Raw genomic sequence first — 14,191 nt, 5'->3', positions numbered from 1 at the left:
GCCGGCGGCCCGGGACGCGCCTCAGTCGCCGTAGGCGTCCAGGGGCGGGCAGGAGCACACCAGGTTCCGGTCGCCGAAGGCGCCGTCGATGCGCCGCACCGGCGGCCAGTACTTGTCCGCCGCCGACACACCGGCCGGGAACACGGCCTCCTGCCGGCTGTAGGCGTGCGTCCACTCGCCGCCGAGGGCCGCCGCGGTGTGCGGCGCGTTGTGCAGCGGGTTGTCGTCCGCGGGCCACTCGCCGGCCACTACCCGGTCGATCTCGCCGCGGATGGCGATCATCGCGTCGCAGAAGCGGTCCAGCTCCGCGAGGTCCTCGGACTCCGTGGGCTCGATCATCAGGGTGCCGGCGACCGGGAACGACATGGTCGGGGCGTGGAAGCCGTAGTCGATGAGCCGCTTGGCGATGTCGTCGACGCTGACGCCCGTGTCCTTGCTCAGCGGGCGCAGGTCGATGATGCACTCGTGCGCGACCAGGCCGCCGGGGCCGGTGTAGAGCACCGGGAAGTGCGGCTCGAGGCGCTTGGCGACGTAGTTGGCGCCGAGCACGGCCATCTGCGTGGCCTGCTTGAGCCCCTCGGCGCCCATGAGGCGCACATAGGTCCAGGAGATCGGCAGTATGCCCGCGGAGCCCCAGGGAGCCGCCGAGACCGGCCCCACGCCCGTCTCCGGACCCGCGGTGGGCTGCAGCGGGTGGTTCGGCAGGTACGGCGCGAGGTGGGCGCGGACCGCGACCGGGCCGACGCCCGGGCCGCCGCCGCCGTGCGGGATGCAGAACGTCTTGTGCAGGTTCAGGTGCGACACGTCCGCGCCGAACCGGCCGGGGCGGGCCAGACCCACCAGCGCGTTGAGGTTGGCGCCGTCGACGTACACCTGGCCGCCGGCGTCGTGCACGGCCGCGCAGATGTCGGTGATGTTGTCCTCGAACACGCCGTGCGTGGAGGGGTAGGTCACCATGAGCACGGCGAGGGTGTCGCGGTGCTGGTCGATCTTGGCGTGCAGGTCGTCGACGTCCACGTCGCCGTTCTCGCCGGTCCGCACGACGACGACCTTCATGCCGGCCATCACGGCGCTGGCTGCGTTGGTGCCGTGCGCGGAGGACGGGATGAGGCAGACGGTGCGGCCGGTGTCGCCGTTGGCACGGTGGTAGGCGCGGACCGCGAGCAGGCCGGCCAGCTCGCCCTGCGAGCCGGCGTTGGGCTGCAGGCTGACCTTGTCGTAGCCGGTGACCTCGGCGAGCTGGTCCTCCAGGCCGTGGATGAGCTCCAGGTAGCCGGCGGCCTGCTCGGCGGGCGCGAAGGGGTGCAGCGCGCCGAACTCGGGCCAGGTCACCGGCTCCATCTCGGTGGTGGCGTTGAGCTTCATCGTGCAGGAGCCCAGCGGGATCATGCCGCGGTCCAGCGCGTAGTCGCGGTCGGCCAGCCGGCGCAGGTAGCGCAGCATCGCGGTCTCGCTGCGGTGCTGGTGGAAGACCGGGTGGGTCAGGTATGGCTCGGTGCGGGCCAGCGCGGCCGGCAGCGCGTCCCCGGTCGCCGCGTCGAGGGCGTCCAGGTCGGCGGCGGGCGCGCCGAAGGCGGCGAGCACCGAGGCGAGCTGCGCGCGGTTGGTGGTCTCGTCGCAGGCGACACCGACGCGGTCGGCGTCCGTCAGCCGCAGGTTGACGCCGGCCGCGCGGGCGGCCTCGACGACCTCGGCGGCCCGGTCCGGCACCCGCACGGTGAGGGTGTCGAAGAACCCGGCGTGCTCGGTCTCCAGGCCCGCGGAGCGCAGGGCTGCGGCCAGCAGCGCGGTGTAGCGGTGCGTGCGGCGGGCGATCGAGGCCAGGCCGTCGGGGCCGTGGTAGACCGCGTACATGCCCGCCATGACGGCGAGGAGCACCTGCGCGGTGCAGATGTTGCTGGTGGCCTTCTCGCGGCGGATGTGCTGCTCGCGGGTCTGCAGGGCCAGGCGGTACGCCTTGTCGCCGTCCGCGTCCACCGAGACGCCGACGAGACGGCCGGGCAGGTTGCGGGCGTAGGCGTCGCGAACGGCCATGTAGCCGGCGTGCGGGCCGCCGAAGCCCATGGGCACGCCGAAGCGCTGGGTGGTGCCGACGGCGATGTCGGCGCCGAGGGCGCCGGGCGAGGTGAGCAGGGTCAGCGCCAGGAGGTCGGCGGCGACGGTGACGACCGCGCCGATGCCGTGCGCCTGCTCGATGACCGGGCGCAGGTCGCGGACGGCGCCGGAGGCACCCGGGTACTGCAGCAGCACGCCGAAGACGCCGCGCTCGGCCACCTCGGCGGGGATGCCGTCACTCAGGTCGGCGACGACGACCTCGACGCCGGTGGGCTCGGCGCGGGTCTCGATGACCGCGATGGTCTGCGGGAAGGCGTCGGCGTCGATCAGGAACACGCCGTCCTTGACCTTGCCGACGCGGCGCGACAGCGCCATCGCCTCGGCGGCCGCGGTGCCCTCGTCCAGCAGCGAGGCGCCGGAGGTCGGCAGCCCGGTGAGGTCGGCGACCATGGTCTGGAAGTTGAGCAGCGCCTCCAGGCGGCCCTGCGAGATCTCCGGCTGGTACGGGGTGTAGGCCGTGTACCAGGAGGGGTTCTCCATGACGTTCCGCAGGATCACCGGCGGGGTGAAGGTCCCGTAGTAGCCCAGGCCGATCATCGGCGCGAGCACCTGGTTGCGGTCGGCCAGCGCGCGCAGCTCCGCGACCACCTCGGCCTCGGTGAGGGCGGCGGGCAGGCCGAGCGCCTCGGCGCTCCTGATGGTGTCCGGCACGGCCGCGGCCGTCAGCTCGTCGAGCGAGCCGAAGCCGACCTGGGCGAGCATCTTGGCCTGCGCCTCGGCGTCGGGGCCGATGTGGCGGCGCGCGAACGGCACGCCGGCTTCCAGCTCGGCGAGGGGGGTGCGGCGGTCAGTCATGTGAGGAGGCCTCCTGGTCTGCGACGACCTTCGGGGGTGCTGCGGAGCGAACACCCGTACGGCCTCCCCCTCTGTCATCGGACCTGAGAGCTTCACCGCCCGGTGAGGGGCGGCTTTCACCGTCGGTGAGGACCGTGTCCCGGAGGCTGCGTCGCTCCCGAGGCGTGCCCTGCTTTCCAGAGTGACCTCGTCCATGCGGTACGGGTGCCTGAGAGATTCCGGGGAGGGGTTGCTCCTTCGGCGCTCCCGCGACGCCCATGACGGCACGATCCGGAAGCTCTCCCGCAAGGGGTCTGCAGCCGTTCACCAGCCTACCAGCGCGCCGGCGCACCTCCGGGGGGCGCGACCGCTGCTCAGCACGGCGTGCCGTCCCGAGTCGACAGCGCCTCCGATGTGGCTTTGATTGGTATCGAGCAGTATTCGAGTCCTCGGCTGGCTGGAGGTCCCGTGCAGAGCGACATCGACCCGCGCAGCCTGATCGGACGCCGCGCCCTGGACAGCGACGGCGCGAAGATCGGCACGGTGGACGAGGTGTACCTCGACGACGCGACCGGGTCGCCGGAGTGGGCGGCAGTGCGCACGGGCCTGTTCACCCGTGACGCCTTCGTGCCGCTCGAGCCCAGCGAACTCGTGAACGACGTGCTGCGAGTGCCCTACCGCAGGGCCCTGATCCGGGACGCCCCCGACTTCGGCGTGGGGCGCCACCTGTCGCCGGAACAGGAACTGCAGCTCTACCACCACTACGACATGGACGTGCCGCGCTCCGGCCCCGGCCCGGACGAGCCGCCGGACCACGACTTCGGCGAGGTGGCCGGCGGCGACTGACCGCCGGGCGGCACCAGTGGGAGCGGTTCGGCGTGCGCCAGCGCCGGATCGTCGACGGGGAAGGTGCGCACCCGGCCGGGCGCGGTGTCCGAGGGCACCTCGAACCGGACGGTGACGCGGCCCACCCCGCTGCCCTGGACCCACCCGGCCCCGAACTCCTCGTGCACCACGTCCTGCCCCGGCAGCCAGCGGTGGACCTGCTCCGGCTGCGGCGGGGGCGCGGCGGGCAGCTCGGGCACGATCTCCTCCCCCGGTTCCTGGGCGCCGGCGTGCTGGGCGAACAGGTCCTCCTGCGTGAAGTCGGCGAGTCCCGCGACGCCGACGCCGAGCAGCCGCACCCCGCCGGTGGTGTCCACCGCCTCCAGGAGCCGGCGCGCGGTCTCCCGGACGACGGACAGGTCGTCGGTGGGCGCCCGCAGCGTCTCGGAGCGGGTCAGCGTCGAGAAGTCGTAGCGCCGCACCTTGACGACCACGGTCCGCCCCGAGCGCCCCGCGCCGCGCAGCCGCTGGACGCAGCGGTCGGCGAGCCGGTCGATCTCGTAGCGGACGTGGGCGCGGTCGTGGAGGTCGCTGTCGAAGGTGTCCTCCACCGAGATGGACTTCACGTCCCGGTCGGCGACCACCGGCCGGTTGTCGAGCCCGGCGGCCATGGCGTGCAGCGAGGTGCCGTGCGCCTTGCCCAGCAGCCGCACCAGCTCGGCCTCGCCGGCCTGCGCGATCTCCGCGACGGTCAGGATGCCGGCCTTGCGCAGATGCTCGGCGGTGGCGGGTCCCACGCCCCACAGGGTGCGCACCGGCAGCGGGTCGAGCAGGGCCCGCTCGCTGCCGGGGCGGACCACCACGAGGCCGTCCGGCTTGGCCTGCTCGGAGGCGATCTTGGCGAGCAGCTTGGACCCGGCCAGGCCCACCGAGGCGGTCAGGCCGGTGGCGGCGCGGATGCGGGAGCGCAGGCCCACGGCGACCGCCCGCGGGTCGCCGGCCAGCTCGCCGGCCTCCAGGTCGACGAACGCCTCGTCCAGGCTCAGCGGCTCTATCAGCGGGGACACCTCGGCGAGCAGCGCCATCACGATCTCGCTGATCTGCCGGTAGACGCCGAAGCGCGGGATGAGGTAGGCGGCGTTGGGGCAGAGCCTGCGGGCGTGGGCCGTGGCCATCGCGGAGTGGACGCCGTGCACCCGTGCCTCGTAGGACGCGGTCGCCACCACGCCGCGGTTGCCCAGGCCGCCGACCACGACCGGCTTGCCCCGCAGGCTCGGCTTGGCCGCCTGCTCGACCGCGGCGAAGAACGCGTCCATGTCCAGATGGAGGATCGTCGGCGCACTTCTCACACCATCGATCGTCCCGCACCCCGCCGACATCGGCCGTACACGTGTACGGTGTGCCGCCGGCGCGCCGCTCGCGGTGCTCAGACCGCCCGGTTGCGCCGCCTGGCCAGCTCGTCCTCGGGATTGTGGCCGACGAGGGTCTCGCCGGTGTCGACGCGCTCGCCGTGCATCTGCGACAGGGCGCTCTCCACGTCCCGCCAGACCACGCCGACCGCGATGCCGAAGATGCCCTGGCCGCCCTGCAGCAGCTCGACGACCTCGTCGGGCGAGGTGCACTCGTAGACCGTCGCGCCGTCGCTCATCAGCGTCATCCGGGCCAGCTCGGACGGACCCACCGACCGCAGGTGCTGCACGGCCGTGCGGATGTTCTGCAGCGAGACGCCGGTGTCCAGCAGGCGCTTGACGATCTTCAGCACGACCACGTCGCGGAAGCCGTACAGCCGCTGGGTGCCGGAGCCGTAGGCGGGCCGCACGCTGGGCTCGACCAGGCCGGTGCGGGCCCAGTAGTCCAGCTGGCGGTAGGTGATCCCGGTCGCCGCGCAGGCCGTGGGCCCGCGGTAGCCGATCTGCTCTCCCGTGGTCTCGGGGTCGGAGCCGCCCGCCCCGCCGGAACCGTCGCAGTCGCCCGGAGCAGTGCGGGCCAGGGGCCCGTGGAGAGCCAGCGGACCGCCGGGCACCCAACCGTCGCCGGTGCTTCTCACGCCGCCCTCCGTCCTTAGCGCCTCGCGGCAGCGCGCATGTGCCACGAGACTTTCCACCTTGACGGTAGGCAGTCCCCCGGGGTGCGTCAACGATCGCCACACTCGGCACGCCGAGTGATATTCACCCCACGAGTGGTTTCATCCGACCGCACACCGGGAACGACTCCCCGAATGCCCGTACGGCGGAGCAACCTTGCCCTGCGTGACCGCCGGCTACTGGTTGCTGGTACCGAAGTCCTCGGGCGAGATCTGGTCGAGGAACTCGCGGAACTTCTCGACCTCGTCCTCCTGCTCGTCCGGGATGGCGATCCCCGCGTCGTCCAGCACCCCGTCACTGCCGTAGATCGGCGTCCCGGTGCGCAGCGCCAGCGCTATCGCGTCGGACGGACGGGCGCTGACCTCGACCCCGCTGGCGAACACCAGCTCCGCATAGAAGACACCTTCCCGCAGGTCGGTGATGCGCACCTCGGTCAGGGTCTGGCCGACCGCCTCCAGCACGTCCTTGAAGAGGTCGTGGGTGAGCGGTCGCGCAGGGGTCATGCCCTGCTGCGCGAAGGCGATGGCCGTGGCCTCCCCCGGCCCGATCCAGATGGGCAGGTACCGGTCGCCTCCCACTTCACGCAGGAGCACGATCGGTTGGTTGGAGGGCATTTCGACCCGGACACCCACAACGTCGAGCTCGTTCACACAGCAACCCTAGGCCGTGCCCGCCGGGTTTGGGTAGTCGGGCACCCCGTGGCGAGGCCTCCCGGCACCCCGCTCAGGCCCCGACAGGCCCGGAATTGCGGGTCAGTGAAGCCTTACGCGCAAAGCCGACTGGACCATCGCGGCATGCAGCCGAACGGACAGCGAGGCCAGTTCCCTGGCCGTGGTCTCGGCATGGGTGCGGGTCTGCGGGTTGCGGTGCCGGCGCAGCGGTGCCACGACCTGCTCCACGAGCCCCGCCTCGCGGTCCGCGGCGGCCTTCACGGCCCGCAGATGGCGCGGCTCGAGGCCGAACCTGCCCAGTGCCACGATCAGCCGCGCGATGTTCACCGTCTCGGCGTCGTACCCGCCGTCCCGGCCTGCCGCGACGAGGCCGTAGGACTCCCACTCGGCCAGCTCGGCCGCGTCGGCGCCGGTGACGGCCAGCAGCTCGTCCCGGCCCACCCGGAGCTCCCCGGAACCCTCCTCGGGCACCGCCTCGCCCAGCGCGTCCGGCGGACCGGCGGGGCCGGGCAGGGCGGCACTGGCACGTCCCTCGGCGACCGCGGCCAGCGTCGGCACCGGCTCGCCGCGGTCCAGGGCGTCCAGGTGCTCCCTGATCACCCGCAGCGGCAGGTAGTGGTCGCGCTGCACCCGCAGCACGTACGCCAGCCGCTCCACGTCCCGCGAGCCGAACTTCCGGTACCCCGAGGGGGTGCGCTGCGGCTCCACCAGGCCCTCCGCCTCCAGGAAGCGGATCTTGGAGATGGTGACCTCGGGGAACTCGTCCTGCAGCCGGCTGAGCACCGCTCCGATGCTCAGCAGCGTGCCCTCCGCGGCCGGCAGGGCGGTGCCGTCTCCGGCACCGCCTGGCGTTCTCGGCATGCACACCTTCCCTCGGGGGCTCGCCGGGAAGGACCCGGCGGTGAGCCGGGCGGGGTCAGATGCCCCGCTGGCTCGCGTAGAAGACCAACCGGTACTTGCCGATCTGCACCTCGTCGCCGTTGGACAGCGGCACCGAGTCGATCCGCTCCCGGTTGACGTAGGTGCCGTTCAGGCTGCCCACGTCGGAGACGGTGAACCCGCCGTCCCCACCGCGCCGGAACTCCACGTGCCGCCGCGAGACGGTGACGTCGTCCAGGAAGATGTCGCTCTGCGGGTGGCGGCCGGCCGTGGTGAGCTCACCGTCGAGCAGGAACCGGCTGCCGGAGTTCGGGCCGCGGCGCACGATCAGCAGCGCCGACCCCGGGGGCAGCGCGGCGACCGCGGCCTGCGCCTCGGGCGACAGCGACGGCACCGGCGTCTGGCCGGTGGCCTCCGCCTCGTACGCCTCGATACCGGAGATCGAGATGGTGGACGTGGTCTCCGAGGCGCGCTCGTAGGGCACGCCTCCGGTCCTCAGCGGCGCACCGCAGTTCGAGCAGAAGCGGCTCGCCTCCGCGTTGGTGTGACCGCACCTGCTGCATACCGGCAAGCCGACCCCTCCGCCCGTGGCTGACGTCGCTGGATCACCGAAACCTATGCGTCCGGCAGAAGCGGGGTCAACAGGCGCCACGCCGTGCGCGCCGGAAAAGTCCCCGCCGCCTCCCGGCACGTCGTTCCTGAAGAGCGGACGGTCCCCGGGACCGCCCAGACCCTCGTCGGCCACGTGCCGCGGAGCACGATGGCGCGCCGTCGGCGTCGGGTCTGCCGACTGCCGCGCGTTCCTGCCGAACAACTTCCCAAACAACTTCACGGGCGATTCCCCTTGAAAGAAGCAGACCCGCCCGTGGGGCAGGACCAACCCTCGCTACTCACAGTTTCCACCACTCAGCACCCCACTGATGCCCGGACCCCCTGGCTCACTGGGATGACCGAGCGTAGTCAGGCTGCTTCGACGGCCGCAAGGCGTCCACGACGATCTTCTGCGAACGCACCACATCTGCCGTGGCCTGCTCCTTCTCCAGCGTCTGCACCACCCCTCCCGGGATGTTCAGCGCCGGTTCCAGGTCCTGCGGATTGCCGATCACTTTGAAGACGTAAGGCTGTGACAGTTTGTGCCCGTCGATCAGGACCCCGTCGGCACCCTGGGTGAAGTAGGTGTCCGCGACGACGCGCACGTTGTCGATCTGGATGGCCTCGGCGCCCGCGGCACGCAGCTCCTGCAGCGTGTCCAGCAGGGAGTCTGCCTGGACGCTGCCGTGCGGGTCGGTGATCGTCAGCGTGATCCCCGGCCCCTGGGCCTGCACGGTGCCGGCCAGCACGCCCAGCTCGGCCTCCTTCTGCTGCGTCTGCTTGAGCGCCTCGGCCGCCTGGTTGGAGCTGGACTCCAGTTGCGAGCGCTGGCTGTCCAGCCCCCGCTTCTCGTCCTCCAGCCGCTGGCTGCGGTTGTCCAGCTCGGTCAGGATGCGCACCAGGTCCTCCTGGCGGGCGCCGCGCAGGGCTCCGTTGTCGCTCGTGGTGCGGACCTGGATGGCCAGGCCGAGGCCGAGGACGAACAGCAGGAGCGCGACGATCAGCTGGGCCCGCGACAGCCGCGGCGGCCACAGGCCGTCGGCCAGGCGCCGCCGGCCGTTGCGGGTCGTGTCCCCGCCGTTCCCGCCGTCGCGTGCGGACCCGCCGTCTCCGTCGCCGCCGCCCGCAGCGCCGCCGCCGGCCCCACGAGGGGAGCCGTCAGCGCCGTCCGCACCCGCGCCGTCGCCGGCCGCCGGCTCGTCCCGCCCGGGGCGCTCCGCGGCCGCGGAACGTTCCTCCTGGCCCGCGCGCTCGTCGCCGGCCGCGGACCGCGCGTCCGCCGCGGGCGGGCGCTCGCCGGGCCGGCGGGGACGCTCGTCCGGCTCGTGGGGGGTGTGCTCGTCGCTCATGTCCGCGTCACGCCCGGAAGACGTGCCGGCGGATCGCGGCCGCGTTGGAGAAGATCCGGATGCCGAGGACGACCACGACGCCGGTGGACAGCTGGGAGCCCACGCCGAGCTTGTCGCCGAGGAAGACGATCAGGGCGGCGACGACGACGTTGGACAGGAAGGACACGACGAACACCTTGTCGTCGAAGATCCCGTCGAGCATGGCCCGCAGACCGCCGAACACGGCGTCCAGCGCGGCGACCACGGCGATGGGCAGGTACGGCTCGACCCCGGAGGGCACCACGGGGTGCACCACGAGGCCGACCACGATGCCCACGACGAGGCCCAGTACGGCGATCACTTCGAACCCTTCCCGTTACCGGCGCTGTCGGCCTTCTGGTTGCCGGGGACCGGCGTCGCGTAGCGCACGACGATGCTCGGCGCCGCGGGCAGGTCGAGCTTGTCCTGGACGTCGATGCCGGCGCGGATGCCGTAGTCGTCCTTGAGTACCTGCAGGTACTGGCCGTCCGCGCTGTCCTGGAATGTGCTGCTCAACCGCTTCCCGTCCCCGATCGCCAGCACCGTGTACGGCGGCACCAGCGGCTTGTTGTCGACCAGTATGGCCTCCCCCGCCGCCCGAATGGCCGACAGTGCGGTGAGGCGCTGCCCGTTGATCGAGATCGCCTCGGCGCCGGAGGCCCACAGGCCGTTCACCACGCGCTGCATGTCGCGGTCCCTGACCCGCCCGGTGTCCGAGAAGCTGCTGCTCTCCCGCGGGCCGCCGGTGGACCCCTGAGAGGCCTCCTTGGCGTCGTCCACGACGAGGCGCACCCCGGGACCGGTGACGGGCGTCGCGCCCGCCAGCAGCTCCAGCAGCGCGGCGCTCTGCGCCCCGCCGTGGTCGCGCAGGGCCGCCTGCTGCTCGCCGGAGACGGTGTCGCGCAACGCGTCCACGTTCTTCTGCAGGCTGTCCGCGCTCTTGGTCTCCGCCTGGATGCGGTCGATGAGGTTCTGCCGCTCCTTGGCCACGGTCGGCGCCGAGAACTGCGCCTGCGCCGCTCCCAGCGTCACCACGAGCGCCGCGAGCACCAGCCCGGCGGCCAGCCACAGACGCCCGCTCAGGGACGTCGGCAGCCGGGACGACCCGACGGCCCCGCGACGGGCCGCGGCCTCCGCGTAGCCGTCGTCGAGGCTGTGCTCCATGACATTGGTGAGCAGCGACATCGACGCGTCCGGGCGCCGCGGAGCAGCCCCGGGCACGGGGCTGCTCCGATCGGGTTGCTGCTGCGGCATGCCGCACATCGTCGCACGTCGCGGCCGTCTCACTCGAATGGCCCCCTCAAGGGGCGCCGATCAGGCCTCGGAGCATGGTCCGGTCAGCGGCCGGCACCCTCCACGACCTGCGCCCACTCCTCCAGGAGGGCCTGTGCCGACTCGTCGTCCGGGCCCTCGGCCCACAGGTGCGTGACGGCCTCCGCGGGGTCGGGCAGCACCATGACCCAGCGCCCGTCGGACTCCACCACGCGCACGCCGTCCGTGGTGTCCACGGACCGCTCCCCGGCCTGCTCGACGACCCGGCGCATCACCGAGCCCTTCACCGCCCACGGCGTCGGCACGTCCCGCTTGAGGACGTGCGCCCGCGGGATCCGGGCGTCGATCTGGCTGAGCGTCAGCTGCGTCCTGGCGACCAGGCCGATCAGCCGCACGAACGCGGCCGAGCCGTCGAAGACGCTGCTGAACTCCGGGATGATGAAGCCGCCGCGGGCGTCGCCGCCGAAGATCGTGCCCTCCTCGCGGCCGACACGCGTCAGGTCGTCCATGGACGTCGTCGTCCAGGCCACCTGGGTGCCGTGGTAGGCCCCGACCTGCTCGGCGATGCGGGTGGTGGTCACCGGCAGCGCCACGCGCCCGCTGCGCCGCTCCGCGGCCACCAGGTCGAGCAGCACCAGCAGCGCCCGGTCGTCCTCGACGATCCGGCCCAGCTCGTCCACGAGGGACATCCGCTCGCCGACCGGGTCGAAGCGCACACCGAAAGCGGCACGCGCCGAGGAGACCATCTCCCCGAGCCGCACCAGGCCGGCCCTGCGGCTCTCCTCGGTCTCGGTCGGCCGCGCCTCGTCCAGGCCGGGATTGACGGTCAGCGCGTCGACGCCGAGCCGGCCGAGCAGGCTGGGCAGCACCAGGCCGGCACTGCCGTTGGCCGCGTCCACGACCACCTTCAGCCCGGAGTCGGCGATGCCCGAGATGTCGACGGCCCGCAGGAGGGCGCCGGTGTACGAGTCGAAGACCGTGGCGGGGAACCGCAGGTCGCCGATCTCGCCGGGGAACGCCCTGCGGTACTCCTGGCGCGCGAAGACGCGGTCCAGCTTGCGCTGGCCGGCCGCGGACAGGTCGGCGCCCCGCTCGTCGAAGAACATGATGTCGAGCGAGTCCGGGCGTCCGGGCGTCGTCCTGATCATGATGCCGCCGGCGCTGCCGCGCGCGGTCTGCTGCCGGGCCACCGGCATCGGCACGTTCTCCAGGTCGCGGACCTCGATGGCACTCGTCTGCAGCGCCGAGATCACGGCGCGCTTGAGGGCACGGGCACCGCGGGAGTGGTCGCGGGCCGTGGTGACGGTCGCGCCCTTCTTGAGAGTGGTGGCGTACGCACCCGCCAGCCGCACCGCGAGCTCCGGCGTGATCTCCACGTTGAGGATGCCGGTCACGCCGCGGGCGCCGAACAGGTGCTCCTGGCCGCGGGACTCCCAGATGACCGACGTGTTGACGAACGCGCCGGCCTCGACGGTCTTGAACGGGTACACCCGGACGTTGCCCGAGATGATCGATTCCTCGCCGATCAGGCACTCGTCGCCGATGACCGCGCCCTCGTCGATCCGCGCGGCCCGCATCACGTCAGTGTTCTTGCCGATCACGCAGCCGCGCAGGTTGGTCTGCGGGCCCACGTAGACGTTGTCGGCGATGACGGCCTTGTGCAGGAACGCACCGGACTTCACGACCACGTTGGACCCGATGACGCTGTGTTCGCGGATCTCCGCCCCGGACTCGACCTTGGCGTAGTCGCCGATGTACAGGGGGCCGCGCAGCACCGCGTCCGGGTGGACGTCGGCGCCTTCCGCGACCCACACGCCGGGCGAGATCTCGAACCCGTCGATGTCGACGTCCACCTTGCCCTCGAGGACGTCGGCCTGGGCCTTCACATAGCTCTCGTGGGTACCGACGTCCTCCCAGTAGCCCTCGGCGACATAGCCGTAGATGGGCTTGCCCTCCTTCATCAACTGCGGGAAGACGTCCCCCGACCAGTCGACGGGCACATCGGGCTCGACGTAGTTGAAGACCTCGGGCTCCATGACGTAGATGCCCGTGTTCACCGTGTCGGAGAAGACCTGGCCCCAGGTCGGCTTCTCCAGGAAACGCTCGACCTTGCCCTCGTCGTCGACGATCGTGATGCCGAACTCCAGAGGGTTCGGCACCCGGGTCAGGCAGACGGTGACGAGCGCGCCCTTGGCCTTGTGGAAAGCGATCAGATCACTCAGGTCGAAATCGGTGAGCGCGTCACCGGAGATCACGAGGAACGCTTCGTCCTTCAACGCCTCTTCGGCGTTCTTGACACTTCCGGCCGTCCCCAGCGGCTTTTCCTCGTTGGCGTAGGTGAGCTCCATTCCGAAGTCCTCGCCGTCCCCGAAATAATTCTTCACCAGGGAGGCGAGGAACTGGACTGTGACCACCGTCTCAGTGAGTCCATGCCGCTTGAGCAGTGTCAGCACATGCTGCATAATCGGGCGATTAACCACAGGCAGCAGGGGCTTGGGCATGCTTGAGGTCATCGGGCGAAGGCGGGTCCCTTCGCCGCCGGCCATCACTACTGCCTTCATGACGAAAACGTCCTCCTCGTGACTCAGTCAGCCGTGGTATCCGCCCTGACAAGTCGCCGGACCTGCACCACATAGAGGATCCCTGCCCACCAGTACAGGGTTGTACCCCAACCGGCGAACGCCCAGCCGAAAACTGACGCCAGGGTCGCAAGCCATCCGCTGCTGTCGCTCAGGAGCAGCAGCGGAAAGGCGTACATGAGGTTGAAGGTAGCCGCTTTCCCGATGAAGTTCACCTGGGGTGGGCCGTAGCGGTGTCTCCGCAGAATCAGCAGCATCACGGCCATCATGGCCTCACGCGCCAGCAGCAGCACGGTGATCCAGAGCGGCAGGATGTCCCGCCAGGTGAGGCCCACCAGAGTGGAGAGGACGTAGAGCCGGTCCGCGGCGGGGTCCAGGATCCGGCCGAGACTGCTGACCTGGTTCCACCGACGGGCGAGCTTGCCGTCCAGGTAGTCGCTCACGCCGCTGAAGGCGAGCAGCAGGAGGGCCCAGCCGTCCAGCTTGGGCCCGCCGAACTCCGGCCAGAGAATCAGCCACAGGAACACCGGAACGCCCACGAGGCGCGCCATACTCAGGATGTTGGGGATCGTGAAGATCCGATCCGTTTGCACCCGTGTCTCCTGGACCTCCACCGGGGCCCCTCCTGCCAGTACGAACCGTGGACGTTGCGCGCCGACTCTACCCCAGACGCAGAAATGGCCTGACCCCGGATCGATGATCCGGGGTCAGGCCATTTATCAAGAATTGTTCGGCGGTGTCCTACTCTCCCACAGGGTCCCCCCTGCAGTACCATCGGCGCTGAAAGGCTTAGCTTCCGGGTTCGGAATGTAACCGGGCGTTTCCCTAACGCTATGACCACCGAAACTCTATGAAACACCACCCACCCAACAACCCACCACTACTGGTGGGGTGGGTGGTTGCTGGTTGTTTCAGAACCACACAGTGAACGCGAGCATACATGGACAAGCCCTCGGCCTATTAGTACCGGTCAGCTCCACACCTTACGGTGCTTCCACATCCGGCCTATCAACCCAGTCGTCTACTGGGAGCCT

The 14,191-nt window shown here is 71.3% G+C and carries 12 protein-coding genes, 2 rRNA genes and 2 riboswitches; of the genes, 1 reads left to right on the top strand and 13 read right to left on the bottom strand.

Annotated elements, in window-relative coordinates:
• Positions 1-21 precede the first annotated feature (21 nt).
• Positions 22-2,910, bottom strand: a complete 2,889-nt coding sequence (gene gcvP, locus BMW99_RS10980) for an aminomethyl-transferring glycine dehydrogenase (RefSeq protein ID WP_069465406.1) — start codon at positions 2,908-2,910, stop codon at positions 22-24.
• A gap of 61 nt (positions 2,911-2,971) precedes the next feature.
• Positions 2,972-3,080, bottom strand: a riboswitch (glycine riboswitch).
• Between the two features lie 16 nt (positions 3,081-3,096).
• Positions 3,097-3,205, bottom strand: a riboswitch (glycine riboswitch).
• A 152-nt stretch (positions 3,206-3,357) separates the two neighbouring features.
• Here gcvP and BMW99_RS10975 point away from each other — a divergent pair.
• Entirely contained in the window at positions 3,358-3,735 is a 378-nt protein-coding gene (locus tag BMW99_RS10975; RefSeq protein WP_069465407.1) for a PRC-barrel domain-containing protein, read from the top strand.
• Here the strand turns inward: BMW99_RS10975 and BMW99_RS10970 are convergent.
• The 12 genes from BMW99_RS10970 to BMW99_RS10915 form a co-directional block, all read right to left on the bottom strand.
• A complete protein-coding gene (locus BMW99_RS10970) occupies positions 3,651-5,063 on the bottom strand; it encodes a DNA polymerase IV (RefSeq protein WP_075016713.1) in 1,413 nt (470 codons plus the stop codon). The two genes, BMW99_RS10975 and BMW99_RS10970, sit on opposite strands and share 85 nt — an antisense overlap.
• A 77-nt stretch (positions 5,064-5,140) precedes the next feature.
• Positions 5,141-5,761, bottom strand: coding sequence for a MerR family transcriptional regulator (locus tag BMW99_RS10965; protein ID WP_069465869.1), 621 nt, complete (start codon positions 5,759-5,761; stop codon positions 5,141-5,143).
• A gap of 213 nt (positions 5,762-5,974) precedes the next feature.
• A complete protein-coding gene (locus BMW99_RS10960) occupies positions 5,975-6,448 on the bottom strand; it encodes a bifunctional nuclease family protein (RefSeq protein ID WP_031518684.1) in 474 nt (157 codons plus the stop codon).
• Between the two features lie 102 nt (positions 6,449-6,550).
• Positions 6,551-7,330, bottom strand: a complete 780-nt coding sequence (ftsR, locus tag BMW99_RS10955) for a transcriptional regulator FtsR (RefSeq protein ID WP_069465868.1) — start codon at positions 7,328-7,330, stop codon at positions 6,551-6,553.
• Between the two features lie 55 nt (positions 7,331-7,385).
• Positions 7,386-8,228 carry an FHA domain-containing protein gene (locus BMW99_RS10950; RefSeq protein WP_245791366.1) on the bottom strand — a complete coding sequence of 281 codons (843 nt, stop codon included), beginning with the start codon at positions 8,226-8,228 and terminating at the stop codon, positions 7,386-7,388.
• Positions 8,229-8,286: 58 nt separating this feature from the next.
• Complete coding sequence (locus BMW99_RS10945) at positions 8,287-9,288, bottom strand: DUF881 domain-containing protein (RefSeq protein WP_245791365.1); 1,002 nt, start codon at positions 9,286-9,288, stop codon at positions 8,287-8,289.
• 7 nt (positions 9,289-9,295) lie between these two features.
• A complete protein-coding gene (locus BMW99_RS10940) occupies positions 9,296-9,628 on the bottom strand; it encodes a small basic family protein (protein ID WP_069465866.1) in 333 nt (110 codons plus the stop codon).
• Positions 9,625-10,560 (bottom strand): DUF881 domain-containing protein, encoded by a 936-nt coding sequence (locus BMW99_RS10935; RefSeq protein ID WP_075016712.1) that lies wholly within the window; start codon positions 10,558-10,560, stop codon positions 9,625-9,627. The genes BMW99_RS10940 and BMW99_RS10935 overlap by 4 nt, the downstream gene beginning before the upstream one ends.
• A gap of 83 nt (positions 10,561-10,643) precedes the next feature.
• Positions 10,644-13,139, bottom strand: a complete 2,496-nt coding sequence (locus tag BMW99_RS10930; protein ID WP_069465864.1) for a mannose-1-phosphate guanyltransferase — start codon at positions 13,137-13,139, stop codon at positions 10,644-10,646.
• A gap of 23 nt (positions 13,140-13,162) precedes the next feature.
• Positions 13,163-13,771: a CDP-alcohol phosphatidyltransferase family protein gene (locus BMW99_RS10925; protein WP_069465863.1), complete on the bottom strand. Its 609-nt coding sequence runs from the start codon at positions 13,769-13,771 to the stop codon at positions 13,163-13,165.
• Positions 13,772-13,885: 114 nt separating this feature from the next.
• A 5S ribosomal RNA gene (rrf, locus tag BMW99_RS10920) occupies positions 13,886-14,002 on the bottom strand.
• Between the two features lie 95 nt (positions 14,003-14,097).
• Positions 14,098-14,191: ribosomal RNA gene (locus tag BMW99_RS10915) — 23S ribosomal RNA — on the bottom strand; the annotation flags it as partial.

Source organism: Actinacidiphila rubida (assembly GCF_900110255.1).
GTDB classification, from domain to species: Bacteria; Actinomycetota; Actinomycetes; order Streptomycetales; family Streptomycetaceae; genus Actinacidiphila; species Actinacidiphila rubida.
This window is presented reverse-complemented; position numbering and strand designations above follow the sequence as displayed.